At 60.9% G+C, this 14,424-nt stretch carries 16 protein-coding genes and 1 riboswitch; of the genes, 13 read left to right on the forward strand and 3 right to left on the reverse strand.

The genetic code is table 11. The features are described from left to right. The first annotated feature begins 83 nt into the window (after positions 1-83). From aroC to EE36_RS07465, 3 genes are all read left to right on the forward strand, one after another. A complete protein-coding gene (aroC, locus tag EE36_RS07455) occupies positions 84-1,184 on the forward strand; it encodes a chorismate synthase (RefSeq protein WP_005850951.1) in 1,101 nt (366 codons plus the stop codon). Positions 1,185-1,285: 101 nt separating this feature from the next. Continuing rightward, a complete protein-coding gene (locus EE36_RS07460; protein ID WP_005850952.1) occupies positions 1,286-2,263 on the forward strand; it encodes a DMT family transporter in 978 nt (325 codons plus the stop codon). A 111-nt stretch (positions 2,264-2,374) separates the two neighbouring features. Continuing rightward, positions 2,375-3,322: a cyclase family protein gene (locus tag EE36_RS07465; protein WP_005850953.1), complete on the forward strand. Its 948-nt coding sequence runs from the start codon at positions 2,375-2,377 to the stop codon at positions 3,320-3,322. A gap of 82 nt (positions 3,323-3,404) precedes the next feature. Here the strand turns inward: EE36_RS07465 and EE36_RS07470 are convergent, their stop codons facing one another. Continuing rightward, the gene (locus EE36_RS07470) at positions 3,405-4,274 is read right to left on the reverse strand and encodes a branched-chain amino acid aminotransferase (protein ID WP_005850954.1); all 870 of its coding nucleotides are present in this window, start codon (positions 4,272-4,274) and stop codon (positions 3,405-3,407) included. 160 nt (positions 4,275-4,434) lie between these two features. Here EE36_RS07470 and EE36_RS07475 point away from each other — a divergent pair, with 160 nt between their 5' ends. The 5 genes from EE36_RS07475 to dxs all read left to right on the forward strand — a co-directional run bounded on the left by EE36_RS07475 (position 4,435) and on the right by dxs (position 8,860). Further along, the gene (locus EE36_RS07475; RefSeq protein WP_005850955.1) at positions 4,435-4,947 is read left to right on the forward strand and encodes a MarR family winged helix-turn-helix transcriptional regulator; all 513 of its coding nucleotides are present in this window, start codon (positions 4,435-4,437) and stop codon (positions 4,945-4,947) included. Then, positions 4,944-5,645 carry a response regulator gene (locus EE36_RS07480; protein ID WP_005850956.1) on the forward strand — a complete coding sequence of 234 codons (702 nt, stop codon included), beginning with the start codon at positions 4,944-4,946 and terminating at the stop codon, positions 5,643-5,645. Before EE36_RS07475 ends, EE36_RS07480 begins: the two co-directional genes overlap by 4 nt. Positions 5,646-5,780: 135 nt before the next feature. After that, positions 5,781-6,023, forward strand: coding sequence for an exodeoxyribonuclease VII small subunit (locus tag EE36_RS07485; RefSeq protein WP_005850957.1), 243 nt, complete (start codon positions 5,781-5,783; stop codon positions 6,021-6,023). Beyond that, a complete protein-coding gene (locus EE36_RS07490; RefSeq protein ID WP_005850958.1) occupies positions 5,977-6,915 on the forward strand; it encodes a polyprenyl synthetase family protein in 939 nt (312 codons plus the stop codon). The genes EE36_RS07485 and EE36_RS07490 overlap by 47 nt, the downstream gene beginning before the upstream one ends. A gap of 16 nt (positions 6,916-6,931) precedes the next feature. Beyond that, positions 6,932-8,860 carry a 1-deoxy-D-xylulose-5-phosphate synthase gene (gene dxs / locus EE36_RS07495; RefSeq protein WP_009825808.1) on the forward strand — a complete coding sequence of 643 codons (1,929 nt, stop codon included), beginning with the start codon at positions 6,932-6,934 and terminating at the stop codon, positions 8,858-8,860. A gap of 27 nt (positions 8,861-8,887) precedes the next feature. Here the strand turns inward: dxs and EE36_RS07500 are convergent, their stop codons facing one another. Further along, positions 8,888-9,322 (reverse strand): 6,7-dimethyl-8-ribityllumazine synthase, encoded by a 435-nt coding sequence (locus EE36_RS07500; RefSeq protein ID WP_005850960.1) that lies wholly within the window; start codon positions 9,320-9,322, stop codon positions 8,888-8,890. Between the two features lie 80 nt (positions 9,323-9,402). Beyond that, positions 9,403-9,561, reverse strand: a riboswitch (FMN riboswitch). 66 nt (positions 9,562-9,627) lie between these two features. Here EE36_RS07500 and EE36_RS07505 point away from each other — a divergent pair. From EE36_RS07505 to EE36_RS07525, 5 genes are all read left to right on the forward strand, one after another. Further along, on the forward strand, positions 9,628-10,251 hold the full coding sequence (locus EE36_RS07505; RefSeq protein WP_005850961.1) for an FMN-binding negative transcriptional regulator: 624 nt from the start codon (positions 9,628-9,630) through the stop codon (positions 10,249-10,251). A 26-nt stretch (positions 10,252-10,277) separates the two neighbouring features. Further along, the gene (locus EE36_RS07510; RefSeq protein WP_005850962.1) at positions 10,278-10,931 is read left to right on the forward strand and encodes a glutathione S-transferase; all 654 of its coding nucleotides are present in this window, start codon (positions 10,278-10,280) and stop codon (positions 10,929-10,931) included. 176 nt (positions 10,932-11,107) lie between these two features. Next, positions 11,108-11,668 carry a ubiquinol-cytochrome c reductase iron-sulfur subunit gene (petA, locus tag EE36_RS07515; RefSeq protein WP_037942947.1) on the forward strand — a complete coding sequence of 187 codons (561 nt, stop codon included), beginning with the start codon at positions 11,108-11,110 and terminating at the stop codon, positions 11,666-11,668. 12 nt (positions 11,669-11,680) lie between these two features. Continuing rightward, the gene (gene petB, locus EE36_RS07520) at positions 11,681-13,024 is read left to right on the forward strand and encodes a cytochrome b (protein WP_005850964.1); all 1,344 of its coding nucleotides are present in this window, start codon (positions 11,681-11,683) and stop codon (positions 13,022-13,024) included. Between the two features lie 5 nt (positions 13,025-13,029). Then, the gene (locus EE36_RS07525) at positions 13,030-13,878 is read left to right on the forward strand and encodes a cytochrome c1 (protein WP_037942948.1); all 849 of its coding nucleotides are present in this window, start codon (positions 13,030-13,032) and stop codon (positions 13,876-13,878) included. 132 nt (positions 13,879-14,010) lie between these two features. On the opposite strand, the gene EE36_RS07530 is transcribed toward EE36_RS07525, so the two are convergent. After that, positions 14,011-14,370 carry a putative quinol monooxygenase gene (locus EE36_RS07530; RefSeq protein ID WP_005850966.1) on the reverse strand — a complete coding sequence of 120 codons (360 nt, stop codon included), beginning with the start codon at positions 14,368-14,370 and terminating at the stop codon, positions 14,011-14,013. Between the last annotated feature and the right edge of the window lie 54 nt (positions 14,371-14,424).

A 14,424-nucleotide genomic window follows, 5' to 3' on the forward strand; every position in this document is an offset into this window, starting at 1 on the left:
CGCCTGTCGCCCGCGCGCAAGGTGAAACCCCTTGAGGCATGGTGCAGCCCCCGTTAAGGATCACCGCCAAAGGAGCACCGCCCATGTCGATCAACAGCTTTGGCCATCTTTTCCGCGTGACCACCTGGGGCGAAAGCCACGGGCCTGCTTTGGGGGCCACGGTGGACGGCTGCCCTCCCGGTGTGACGATCACCGAAGAGATGATCCAGCACTGGATGGACAAGCGCAAACCCGGCCAGAACAAATACACCACGCAGCGCCGCGAGGCGGATGAGGTGCGGATCTTGTCGGGCGTGTTCGAAGGCGTCACCACCGGCACGCCGATCCAGCTGATGATCGAGAACACCGACCAGCGGTCAAAGGACTACGGCGACATCAAGGACAAGTTCCGCCCCGGTCACGCCGACATCACCTATTTCCAGAAATACGGCATCCGCGATTATCGCGGGGGCGGGCGGTCCTCGGCACGTGAAACCGCGTCGCGTGTGGCGGCGGGTGGCCTTGCGCGCGAAGCGATCAAGGCGATTGCGCCGAATGTGCAGATCACCGGCTACATGGTGCAGATGGGCCCGCACAAGATCGACCGCGATGCCTTCGATTGGGACCAGATCGAACAGAACCCGTTCTGGGTGCCCGACGCCAAAGCGGCAGAAGAGTGGGCGGCGTATCTGGACGGTCTGCGTAAATCCGGATCCTCCGTCGGTGCGATCATCGAGGTGACAGCGCGCGGCGTGCCCGCGGGTCTTGGCGCGCCGGTCTATGGCAAGCTCGACACCGATCTTGCCGCCGCGATGATGAGCATCAACGCCGTCAAAGGCGTGGAGATCGGCGAAGGCATGTCCGCCGCCATGCTGACCGGAGAGCTGAACGCGGACGAGATCAGCATGGGCCCCGACGGCCCTGTCTATTCGTCAAACCACGCGGGCGGTATTTTGGGCGGCATCAGCACCGGTCAGGACATCGTGCTGCGTTTTGCGGTCAAGCCGACGTCAAGCATCCTGACCACACGCAAGACAATCACCAAGACCGGCGAAGACACAGAGATCATTACCAAAGGCCGCCATGACCCTTGCGTTGGCATCCGCGCCGTGCCGGTGGGCGAAGCGATGATGGCCTGCGTCCTGCTTGACCATATGCTGTTGCACCGCGGTCAGGTCGGCGAAAACCGCGGCATCATCGGCTAAGTCGCGCGGAACGCTTGGATTTTCCGCATGTTGGCGGGAATACGACGTGCAAGTTGACGCGGGGTCTTGCAACTTGAAACCTGCAGGCGCAAGCATGCGCCATGCAAAGCACCACGACAGAGCACCGCCCCGGCCGGGCCATCGCCCTTAAACTGGGGGCGGTCTTTCTGTTCTCGGTCATGGCGGCCCTCATCAAGATCGCGACGGCCACCGTGCCCGCCGCCCAGGCCGTGTTCTACCGGTCGTTCTTTGCCTTCCCGATGATCATCCTGTGGCTATGGCAAAGCGGCGACCTGCGCGACGGGCTGAAGCCAAGCAATCTGATGGGCCACGTCTGGCGCGGCGTTTTCGGGACCACGGCGATGGCGCTGACCTTTGCCGGGCTTAGCCTGCTGCCCCTGCCAGAGGTCACCGCGATCGGCTATGCCACGCCGCTTTTCACGGTAATCTTCGCCGCGATATTCCTGGGCGAACAGGTGCGTGTGTTCCGACTGTCTGCGGTGGCCGTGGGGCTGATCGGCGTGCTGATCGTTCTGTATCCCCGCTTTACCGTAGGCGGGGATAGTGTGTCGCAGCTTGCCATGCTGGGGGCGATGATGGTGGTTGCCGCGTCGATCATGCGCGCGCTTGTCCAGATCCACGTGCGCCGATTGGTGCAAACCGACAGCACGGCGGCCATCGTGTTCTATTTCTCGCTCACCGCGACCTGCCTGTCGTTCCTCACGCTGCCCGCAGGCATGGTGATCAACTGGGAGCCGCTTTGGTGGGTGAACCCCGGTTGGCAAGTCTCGGCGCTGTTGATCCTGTCGGGCATGATCGGCGGGGTATCACAGATCATGATCACGGCCTCTTACCGGTTTGGCCCGGTGTCGATGCTCGCCCCGTTCGACTATGCCTCTATGCTGTTCGCGGTGATGATCGGCTGGGTGCTTTTCAGCGAAATCCCGACGCCTGCGATCCTGATCGGTGCGGGTCTGGTCATCGCCGGCGGTGCCGCGATCATCTGGCGGGAACGGCAGTTGGGGCTGGATCGGTCCAAATCCAAGGCCAGCAGCACGCCACAGGGGACGCCCAGCTGACCGGTTGAAATTACGTGCCATGATTGAATTTCATGTTAGCCTAACCCTCTGGGGTGTGGAGCCGCGGGTATCCCGTCGGTGCTGCACCCTGTTTTCTGGGAGGGAAGAAAGATGAAATTTACCAAGATTATCGCAACTGCCTTGTCCATCGGTGTCGGGGCATCTGCCGCATGGGCGCAAGACTGTGACCATTCGCATTGGGGCCCTGACGACCAGCTGGGATCGGCGAACCTGATCTCGACTGAGCGCACGTTGGAGGCCGCCAAGCTGATCAAGCAGGGCAAATCGATGCCGCTCGGGATCGTGATCGGGCCGGATACACCTGCCTTCCCGCCCCGTTCGCTGAGCCTTCAGGTCGTTCAGCCGAACCAGCACGGCGGCCAAAAGCTGTCGTCCTTTGGCTATGAGGGCAATTATAACGACGATCTGCTGCAAACCTGGATCGGTATCGGGTCGCAGTTGGACGGGCTTGGGCATCTGGGCGAAGACGGGATGTATTATAACTGCCTGGACGAAAAGGAAATCTCGGCGATCAGCGGCCTGACCAAATTGGGAACGCATGCCGTGCCGCCCTTGGTCGGGCGCGCCGTGATCATCGATATGGCCAAGCACATGGGCAAAGATGTGTTGGCCGCCGGTGAGCATTTTGGCGAGGCAGAGATTACCGCCGCGATGGAGGCGCAGCAGATCACGGTAAACGAAGGTGATATCGTGCTGTTTCACACCGGCTGGACCGACGGCATGATGGAAAGCGACCCGACGGCCTGGGGGTCCACCGAACCGGGGCTGAATAACGAAGGCGCGGTGTTTATGGCGTCGATGAACCCGATGGCCGTGGGTGCAGACACATGGGGCCTAGAAGCCATTCCACCGAAAGAGGGGGACAAGGTGTTCTATGGCCATGTCACGCTGCTCAAGGATAACGGCATCTATATTCTGGAGACGATGAACACAGGACCGCTGGTCGCGGAAGGCGTGCAAGAGTTCATGTTTGTGCTCGGGCAGCCGCTGATCAAAGGCACGGTACAGGCCATGATCAATCCGGTCGCGCTTTACTAATACGACGTGCTGCACCGCAGGTGCGGACATGAAAACGGCGCGGGGGGAGATCCCCTCGCGCCGTTTGTTTTGATGGGGCAGGTCAGGACCGGACGAGCTTTTCGTAGTCTTCCGAAATCTCGCGGGTGAGCGCGCCGACCTCGAAGGTGTAGTCGCCGATCTGTCCGACGGGTGTGACCTCGGCCGCGGTGCCGGTCAGCCAGCATTGCTCGAAGCCTTCCAGCTCTTCCGGCATGATGTGGCGTTCGTGCACGGTCAGGCCCTTTTCCTTGAGCATCCCGATCACGGTCTGACGGGTCAGCCCGTTGAGGAAGCAATCGGCCAGTGGCGTGTGCACTTCGCCGTCCTTGACGAAAAAGATGTTCGCGCCGGTCGCTTCGGCCACATAGCCACGGTAGTCCATGAACAGCGCGTCGGAACAGCCCTTGGCCTCTGCCGCGTGTTTGGAGGTGGTGCAGATCATATACAGGCCCGCCGCTTTGGCGTGTACGGGGATCGTTTCGGGCGACGGGCGCTTCCACTTCGAGATGTCGAGCTTGGCGCCCTTCATCTTGGCGTCGCCGTAATAGTTGCCCCATTCCCAGCCCGCGATGGCCAGACGCACAGGGTTGCGCGCCGCCGAGACACCCATGTCGGGGCCGGCACCACGCCACGCGACCGCACGGACATAGGCATCGGTCCAGCCGTTCGCCTTGAGCATTTCGTATTTCGCGGCTTCGATCTCGTCCACGGAATAGGGGATTTCGAAGTCGAGGTATTGCGCCGATTTGCGCAGCCGTTCCGAATGCTCGCGGCCTTTGAAAATCTTGCCATTGTAGCAGCGTTCGCCCTCGAACACCGATGACGCATAGTGCATGGCGTGGGTCAGGATGTGGACATTGGCGTCGCGCCAATCGACCATTTTACCGTCCAACCAGATTTTGCCGTCGCGATCGTCGTATGCGCCGTCCATGATGTATCCTTCCTCAAAGCACCTCGGGATTTATGAAAATTGCGTGAAACCCGCTGTGTGCAGACATATAATTACGCAAAACATGGGATTCGATAGCCTTTGACTCTTGGAAAGTCAATAACGCTGACGTAAGCTCTTGGCGCAGCAAGGGGAGAGTATAATGGCAGACGGACGCGGCCCATCATCACACACGGGCGAGAACCTGCTGTTCCTGACGGATGAACAGCTGCGGCAGGGGATCGAGGCGATGTTCTTTGCCTATCGCGGTTTTACAGCCGACCCTGACAAGATCCTGGTGGATATGGCCTATGGTCGTGCGCACCACCGTGCGATCCACTTTATCAACCGGGCCCCGGGCACGACGGTAAACAACCTTCTGGGGATTTTGGGTGTTACAAAACAATCCCTTAATCGTGTATTGCGCACGCTGATCGCCGATGGTCTTGTCAAAAGCCAAGTAGGAAAAGCAGACAAGCGGGAGCGGCACTTGTATCTGACTGACGCCGGGCGCGCGCTCGAACAGACATTGTCTGATGCACAACGGATGCGGATGCGCAGTGCGTTCCGCGACGCGGGCCCCGAGGCGGTCGCCGGTTTCCGCACCGTGCTAGAGGCGATGATGGACCCCGAAATGCACCATTGTTACACCCGTCTGAAGGAAAACGGCGCGTGAACGAGGCCGACGCACATCTGCTGATCGTCGATGACGACGAACGTATTCGCACGCTGCTGCAGAAGTTCCTGATGCGGCACGGGTTCCTTGTGACCTCGGCCCGCGATGCCGCCCATGCGCGGCGTATTCTGGCGGGGCTGGATTTTGACCTGATCGTGCTGGATGTGATGATGCCGGGCGAGGATGGTCTAAGCCTGACCCGCAGCCTGCGCGAAGACATGCAAACGCCGATCCTACTGCTGACCGCCAAGGGCGAGACGGGCAACCGGATCGAAGGGCTGGAAGCGGGGGCGGATGATTACCTTGCCAAACCGTTCGAACCCAAAGAGCTGCTGTTGCGGATCAACGCGATCCTGCGGCGTATGCCCGACACTCGTGTGGCTGATACCGCGCCCAAGGTGCTGTCGATGGGGCCGATCCGCTATGACATCGAACGCGGAGAGCTGTGGCAGGGCGACGATCTGGTGCGGCTGACCGCCACCGAAATCCAGCTGATGCGCATTTTCGCGGCCCAACCGGGTGCTGCGCTGAGCCGGTCAAAACTGGTCGAGGAACTGGGCCGTGACCGCGGGCAGGCGCAGGAACGTGCTGTCGATGTGCAGATCACCCGATTGCGCCGCAAGATCGAAGACAATCCCAAACAGCCCCGCTATCTGCAAACCGTGCGCGGCGCGGGCTATATGCTGGCCCCCGACTGACCACGCGCTGCCTTGGCGGTAAATGTGGTATCGTGGCGTAAGAGAATTTGCGCCCAAGAAATCGGCACGGTCACTGGAAGCTATGGCGCGGGCGGGCTATGGTCAGGCCAAGTTTGATTGATGGGATTCACGGCAATGACGGATACTCCGGTAGAAGAGATGAGCTTTGAGGCAGCGATGGCCGAACTGGAAAAGGTTCTGGGCCAGCTGGAACGGGGCGATGTGGCGCTGGATGAAAGCATTTCGCTTTACGAACGCGGGGCCAAGCTCAAGAAACGCTGCGAGACCAAGCTGAAGGAAGCCGAAGAGAAAGTCGCGCAGATCACGCTGGATGGCGACGGCAACCCTGTCGGAGTGGCTCCTGTTGGCGGGGTTTGACATCTCGCTTGAGACAGAGCTGACGCGCAAACCGTTTCATGCGGCCATGCCCCATGCTGCGGATCTGGCGATTGGCCAGATTCTGCACGGGCTTGACGGGTTGGACGGCACCGTGGCCGAGGCGATGCGCTATGCCGTGACAGGCGGCAAGGGCCTGCGGGCCTTTCTGGTGATCGAAAGTGCGCGGCTGCACGGGGTGATGGACGCGCAGGCCGCCCCCGCCGCCGGCGCGATCGAGGCGCTGCACGCCTATTCGCTGGTGCATGATGACATGCCTTGCATGGATGATGACGCCCTGCGTCGGGGTCAACCCACGGTACATGTGAAATGGGACGAGGCGACGGCGGTTCTGGCGGGCGATGCGCTGCAGACATTGGCGTTTGAACTGGTCGCGGCAACGGGCTGCGGCGACGCTGAACGGGTTGCGCTGGTCACGGGGCTGGCGCGGGCTGCCGGAGTGCGCGGCATGGTGGGCGGGCAGGCGATGGACATCGCCGCCGAAACCGCGCGCCAGCCGCTGACGCTGGACCAGATCACAACGCTTCAGGCCGGCAAGACCGGTGCGCTGATCGAATGGGCCGCGACGGCGGGGCCGGTGATGGCGGGCGATGATGCCGCCGCGCTGCGCAGCTATGCGCGCAACCTCGGGCTGGCGTTCCAGATTGCGGATGACATTCTTGACGTCGAAGGCGATGCCGCCACGGTGGGCAAGGCCGTGGGCAAGGATGCCGATGCGGGCAAGGCGACCTTTGTGTCGCTGCTGGGGCTGGACCCCGCCCGCGCCCGCGCCCGTGATCTTGTCGATGCTGCCTGTGATGCCCTGTCCCCCTACGGCAGTGACGCCGAAACCTTGCGAGACGCGGCCCGCTTCGTTATTTCCCGCAAAAGCTGATCCGGTGGAGAGCCAGATGACCGATAGACCAGATACGCCCCTTTTGGACCGCGTGAACCGCCCTGCCGATCTGAAGAATTTCTCGGATGCAGAGCTGGTGAAACTGTCCCATGAACTGCGGGCAGAGACGATTTCTGCCGTATCAGAGACGGGCGGCCATCTGGGCGCGGGTCTGGGCGTGGTTGAACTGACGGTCGCGATCCATTCGGTGTTTGATACGCCGAAGGACAAGCTGATCTGGGACGTGAGCCACCAGTGCTACCCGCATAAGATCCTGACCGAACGCCGCGACCGTATCCGCACCCTGCGTATGAAAGACGGGTTGAGCGGATTTACCAAACGCAGTGAATCCCCCTACGACCCCTTTGGTGCGGCGCATTCGTCGACCTCTATCAGCGCGGCTTTGGGCTTTTCGGTGGCGCGGGATCTGGGCGGCAATGTCCCCGAAGGTCTGGGCGATGCGATTGCGGTGATCGGCGATGGGTCGATGTCGGCGGGCATGGCCTATGAGGCGATGAACAACGCGGGTCATCTGAAAAAACGGATGTTCGTCATCCTGAACGACAACGAGATGTCGATCGCGCCGCCGGTGGGGGCGATGTCGACCTACCTCAGCCGTCTTTATGCCGAAGAGCCGTTTCAGGATTTCAAAGCCGCGGCCAAGGGCGCTGTCAGCATGTTGCCCGGCCCGTTCCGCGAAGGCGCCAAGCGCGCCAAGGATATGCTCAAAGGCATGGCCGTGGGCGGTACGTTGTTCGAACAGCTTGGGTTTTCCTATCTCGGGCCGATTGACGGGCATGACCTGAACCAGTTGCTGCCGGTCTTGCGCACGGTCAAGGCGCGGGCGACGGGGCCGGTGCTGATCCATGTGATCACCAAAAAGGGCAAGGGCTATGGCCCCGCCGAAGCCGCCCGTGACAAGGGCCACGCGACCGCCAAGTTCAATGTGCTAACGGGCGAGCAGAAGAAAGCGCCGTCAAACGCGCCCAGCTATACCCGCGTCTTTGCGGACAGCCTGATCGCCGAGGCCGCAAAAGACGACAAGATCTGCGCCGTGACAGCCGCGATGCCGGATGGGACCGGGCTGAACCTTTTCGCCGAACGCTACCCCAGCCGGTGCTTTGACGTGGGCATCGCGGAACAGCACGGTGTGACATTCTCTGCCGGATTGGCAGCGGGCGGGATGAAGCCGTTCTGCACGATGTATTCGACCTTCCTGCAGCGCGGCTATGATCAGGTGGTGCATGACGTGGCGATCCAGCGCTTGCCGGTGCGCTTCGCGATTGATCGCGCGGGGTTGGTCGGGGCGGATGGGGCCACTCATGCCGGCGCCTTTGACGTGGCGTTTTTGGCGAACCTGCCCGATTTCGTCGTGATGGCTGCCGCGGATGAGGCAGAGCTGGTGCATATGGTTGCCACGGCGGCGGCCTATGACGACGGGCCGATTGCCTTCCGCTTCCCGCGGGGCGAAGGCGCGGGCGTGACCATGCCCGAACGCGGCGAACCGCTAGAGATCGGCAAGGGGCGCATCATCGCCGAGGGCAAGCGCGTGGCGCTGCTGTCTTTTGGCACACGCCTGTCAGAGGTGGAAAAAGCCGCCGAGGCGCTACGGGCCAAGGGGATCACGCCGACCATTGCCGACGCTCGCTTTGCCAAGCCACTGGACCGCGAGATGATCCTGTCGCTGGCCGCCGATCACGAGGCGCTGATCACCATCGAAGAGGGTGCAGTCGGCGGTTTTGGCAGCCATGTGGCACAGCTTCTGGCGGACGAGGGTGTGTTCGACGCAGGGCTGAAATACCGGTCTATGGTGCTGCCCGATATCTTTATCGATCAGGCGAGCCCTGCGGATATGTATGCGGTCGCGGGGATGAACGCCGAACATATCGAGGCCAAAGTGCTGGATGTGCTGGGCATCGCCAGCATCGGGGCGCAGCGGGCCTGACGCACAGGCCCGCGCGGTAAACCCGTCTTACGCGTCAAGCAGTTGACGCGCCGCGACGATGCCAAGCGCTGCCGAAGCGGCTTCGCGCCCCTTTTCAACGAAATGCGCGCGGTAGATCGCATTGTGGTGGTCGGTTTCCTGATAATGGTGCGGCGTCAGCGATACGGATAGCACGGGCACGCCCGTATCAAGGCCTACGCGCATCAACCCGTCAACCACGGCTGTCGCCACGAAATCATGCCGGTAGATGCCGCCATCGACCACGAAGGCCGCGCAGATCACCGCATCGTATTTGCCGGATTTGGCGAGGGTTTGCGCCATCAGCGGCATCTCGAACGCGCCGGGGACATCGACAACATCGATCTGGCTTGCGGGGATGGTTTCGGAAAACCCGTCATAGGCACGATCTACAATATCGGCGTGCCAGCGTGCTTTTACAAAGGCGTAGCGGGTGTGTGTCATAGTGATCTCCTTTTTTACGTCAGCGACACAAGTCACCCAAGGCGATCACGATTGCGGACGGCCCCAAGGGGCCGCAACAAACGCATTCTCTTTCATCCGGACTATGACCGTCGGCTCTGGCATCTCACCAGATCTGCTGACCCGGCGCATCCCGAAGGGATGTCGCCAGCGCTCGCGGGCTCGTGGCACTGGGGCCACATACCGCCGGTGGGGAATTGCGCCCCGCCCTGAGAATAGGGATACGTTGCCAAGGCAGGGGCGCGTCTGCAATACCAAAAGCGCGTTTGCAGTTTGGACCCTACGTTATGCACCCGAATCCCGTTTACCACGACGCCGACACCGCCAAGAACATCGCTTTTGCCCGCGACCGCAGCTTTGGCGTGCTTGCAGCCAATGGCAGCGACGGCCCGTTGATCAGCCATGTGCCGTTTTTGCTGAACGAAGCAGGGGATCAGGCGGATCTGCATCTGGTCAGGTCAAACCCGATTGCGCGGGCGCTCAAACCCGCGTTGCCGGTTAAGCTCGCCATCAGCGGGGGCGATAGCTATGTCTCGCCCGACTGGTACGACATCGACGATCAGGTGCCGACGTGGAACTATGTAGCGGTGCATCTGACCGGCACGCTAGAGCTGCGCCCACAAGAAGAGCTGCTGGACCTGCTGGATCGCCAGTCTGCCTGGTTCGAGGACCGCCTGCTGCCCAAGCCGCCGTGGACCACCGCCAAGATGAACCCCGTGACCCTGCAGAAAATGATGCGCATGATCGTGCCCTGCCGGATGCGGATCACCGGCGTCGACGGGACGTGGAAGCTGAGCCAGAATAAACCCGATGCGGTGCGACTGGCCGCAGCCGACGGGGTAGAGGCGCACGGCTTTGGCGCGGGAACAGGCAGTTTGGCCGACCAGATGCGCGCGGCAAAAGGCGCCTGATCAACAAGCGATTGCACCGCGCGCGGATGACGGTGATAGTTCGCCAGAACCCCGAGGAGGAGACACCCGTGAAACTATCCTATTCCCCGACATCACCCTATGTCCGCAAGGTCATGGTATTGCTGCACGAAACCGGCCAGATCGAAGATGTGACGCTTGAGAATATCTCGACCACGCCGCTGGCGCCTGATGCCGCGCTGCTGCCGAACAACCCGCTGGCCAAAGTACCGGCACTGGTGCGCGACGAGGGGCCTGCGCTGTATGATAGCCGTGTAATCTGCGCCTATCTGGATGACCGCGCGGGCGGCAAGCTGTACCCGACCGGCAGCCGCCGCTGGGACACGCTGACGCTTGAGGCAACGGCGGATGGTATGCTGGATGCGGCGCTATCGATGGTCTACGAGGGCCGGATGCGCCCCGAAGGCACGCAGATGCCGGAATGGGTCGAGGGTCAGTGGTCCAAGATCGAACGGGCCTGCGCGGCGCTGAATACACGCTGGATCAGTCAGCTTTCCGGTCCGCTGGATATGGGGCAGATCGCCGTCGGCTGTGCTTTGGGATACCTTGATTTCCGGCATGACGCGCGCAATTGGCGTAAGGGAAACGACGCCTTGGCAGATTGGGCGCGCCGCTTTGATTCGCGTGCATCCATGCAGGCCACTGCCCCTCCGGCAGGATAAAAGCGCAAAAAATCCGGTCTGCACCCTTGAAGGAATGCAACACTGCGACGGTTTGCGCGACAAAGGTATCTGGACGTGCGCGACGCAGCCCGCTAGTAACCAAAAGAATTGTGGGAGGTGCGTCAGCGCCGCCCCTTGATTTAATGGCCGTCAGGCCCTCGATTTGGAGTTAACCCGTGTCCCAAGCAGAAGATCACGCAGGCACCCGGAGGGATTTCCTCTATTACGCCACAGCTGGTACAGGTGCGGTCGCCGTCGGCGCGGCAGTCTGGCCATTGGTCAATCAGTTGAACCCATCCGCAGATGTGAAGGCGCTGTCGTCCATCCGCGTCGATGTGTCCGCTGTTGAGCCAGGTACACAGCTCACGGTCAAATGGTTGGGTAAGCCGGTGTTCATCCGCCGCCGTACCGAAGAAGAAATCGCCAAGGCACGTGACGTTGAAATGTCCGAGCTGCCCGATCCGGGCGCCGAGAACGCCAACATCGCAGCCGGTGCCCCCGCGACGGATGAAAACCGCGCCATGGCCGGTAAAGAAGACTGGCTGGTGATGATGGGCGTCTGTACCCACCTGGGCTGCGTGCCATTGGGCGACGCAGGTGACTTTGGCGGCTGGTTCTGCCCCTGCCACGGGTCGCACTATGACACTGCGGGCCGTATCCGCAAAGGGCCAGCACCGCGCAACCTGCCGGTGCCAATCGCAGAATTCGTGGATGAAACCACGATCAAACTAGGTTAAGGGAGAACGGGAATGGCTGGAATTCCTCACGACCATTACGAGCCGAAATCTAACGGAGAGAAGTGGCTGCACACCCGTCTTCCCGTTGTTGGGCTGCTGTATGACACATTGATGATCCCGACACCGAAGAACCTGAACTGGATGTGGATCTGGGGCATTGTTCTGACGTTCTGTCTGGCACTGCAAATCGTGACCGGCATCGTGCTGGCGATGCACTACACACCCCATGTCGATGTCGCGTTCTCGAGCGTTGAACACATCATGCGGAACGTGAACGGCGGCTACATGCTGCGCTATCTGCACATGAATGGCGCGTCGCTGTTCTTTGTTGCGGTCTACGCGCACATCTTCCGCGGCCTGTACTACGGGTCGTATAAAGCGCCACGTGAAATCACATGGATCGTCGGCATGCTGATCTACCTTCTGATGATGGCAACCGGCTTTATGGGCTATGTTCTGCCTTGGGGTCAGATGTCGTTCTGGGGCGCAACGGTTATCACCGGTCTGTTCGGTGCGATCCCGTTCATCGGGGAAAGCCTGCAAACGCTTCTGCTGGGCGGGCCTGCGGTCGATAACGCCACGCTGAACCGTTTCTTCAGCTTGCACTACCTGCTGCCCTTCGTGATTGCCGGTCTGGTGATCGTGCACATCTGGGCCTTCCACACCACCGGGAACAACAACCCCACAGGGGTCGAGGTCCGTCGCACAAGCAAGGAAGACGCAGAGAAAGACACGCTGCCCTTCTGGCCCTACTTCGTGATGAAAGACCTGTTCGCGCTGGCCGTGATCCTGGTTGTTTTCTTTGCGATCGTGGGTTTCATGCCGAACTATCTGGGCCACCCCGATAACTATATCGAGGCGAACCCGCTTTCGACGCCTGCGCATATTGTGCCTGAATGGTACTTCCTGCCGTTCTACGCGATCCTGCGTGCCTTTACTGCCGAAGTCTGGGTTGTTCAGATTGCGTCTTTCGTGACCGGTGGCATCATCGACGCCAAGTTCTTTGGTGTTCTGGCGATGTTCGGTGCGATCGCGGTGATGGCGCTGGTGCCTTGGCTGGACACATCCTCGGTGCGTTCGGGCCGCTATCGTCCCATGTTCAAGTGGTGGTTCGCGCTGCTGGTGATCGACTTCTTCGCGCTGATGTGGCTGGGTGCCATGCCTGCGGAAGAGCCATATGCCAGCTTCTCGCTGATCGCGTCGGCCTATTGGTTCGCATACTTCCTGGTGATCCTGCCGCTTCTGGGTGTGATCGAGAAACCAGCGCCGCAGCCTGAAACCATCGAAGCCGACTTTGACGCGCATTACGCGCCAAAAACCGGCGGCACCAAGACGCTGGTCAAGCCAGCAGAGTAAGGACCATGACAATGATCAAGAAAACCTTCCTTTCGGCTGTTGTCGCCTTGGGCTTTGCAGGTTCCGCTGCTTTCGCCGCCGGTGGTGAAGCGCATGTCGAAGACTTTGACTTCTCTTTCGAAGGGCCTTTCGGGTCCTTCGATGCCAACCAGCTGCAACGCGGTCTGCAAATCTATACCGAGGTCTGCTCTGCCTGCCACGGGATGAAGTTTGTGCCGATCCGTACACTTGCGGATGAAGGTGGCCCCCACCTTCCCGAAGACCAGGTCCGTGCCTATGCCGCGAACTTTGATATCTTCGACCCCGAGCTGGACGACACACGCCCCGGCACGCCGGTTGACCATTTCCCTGAGTCCGCGTTGGATACCGCGCCCGACCTCAGCTTGATGGCCAAGAAGCGCGCCGGTTTCCACGGGCCTTACGGTCTGGGGATCAACCAGTTCTTCAAAGGCATCGGCGGACCCGAGTACATTGCGTCCCTGATGGTCGGCTATGAAGAAGCGCCTGCCTGTGCCCCCGAGGATTTCCCCGGTCACTACAACACGGCGTTCCCAAGCGGCGGTATCCCCGAGTCCTGTAAGGACGAGAATGGCCACGCCACAATCGAAGGCAGCTGGATCGCCATGGCACCCCCGCTGTACGGCGACGACGTGACCTATAACGACGGCCACGATTCTGACCTGCACCACGAAGCCGAAGACGTTGCGGCCTTCCTGATGTGGACAGCCGAGCCCAAGATGATGGCACGCAAGCAAGCCGGTTTTGCTGGCGTTCTGTTCCTGACGCTACTGTCGGTACTCCTGTACCTGACCAACAAACGTCTGTGGGCTCCTGTGAAACACAAGGAAGACTGATCTTCCTTCACACGACCAATGCCTGAATATAGCCCCCCGATCCATTGTGGTTCGGGGGGCTTTCTTTTTTTAGGGTAATCGGCTGGTCGCCAAGCTCGCTGGTAAAGTACCGCTAGCGACGGTGCCCGTGGCTTAGCGGTGGAACCCTGCCACGCGGTCCAGCCGCACACCGCCATAGCCGGCAAGCACGGACATCACCGCGGCGGTGGCAGGGCCGTAGACGGTTAAACGCACCGGCATAAACAGCTCTGTAAACCGGTCAGCAAAGCGGCCACCGAACTGCGCAAAATGCGCCATCACGGCTGCGTTGTCCGCATAACGTTCCAGCACAGTGCAGGTGCGTCGGTCGTCGGACATGTAGAATTCGCAATGCAGCGTGCGCGGTTCGTCTGCCTCTGCAGCCTGTACCATTTCCTCAAGCAACGGTTGGACATTGTCGCCCTGACCATCCCGCACGTCCATCTCGAGGACCCATTCGATAATTTCGCTCATGTTAACCCTTTCTCGCTAGGGAATCACCCTAGAGGAGAAAGGTTTACAATCTGC

The organism is Sulfitobacter sp. EE-36 (genome assembly GCF_000152605.1).
GTDB lineage: Bacteria > Pseudomonadota > Alphaproteobacteria > Rhodobacterales > Rhodobacteraceae > Sulfitobacter > Sulfitobacter pontiacus.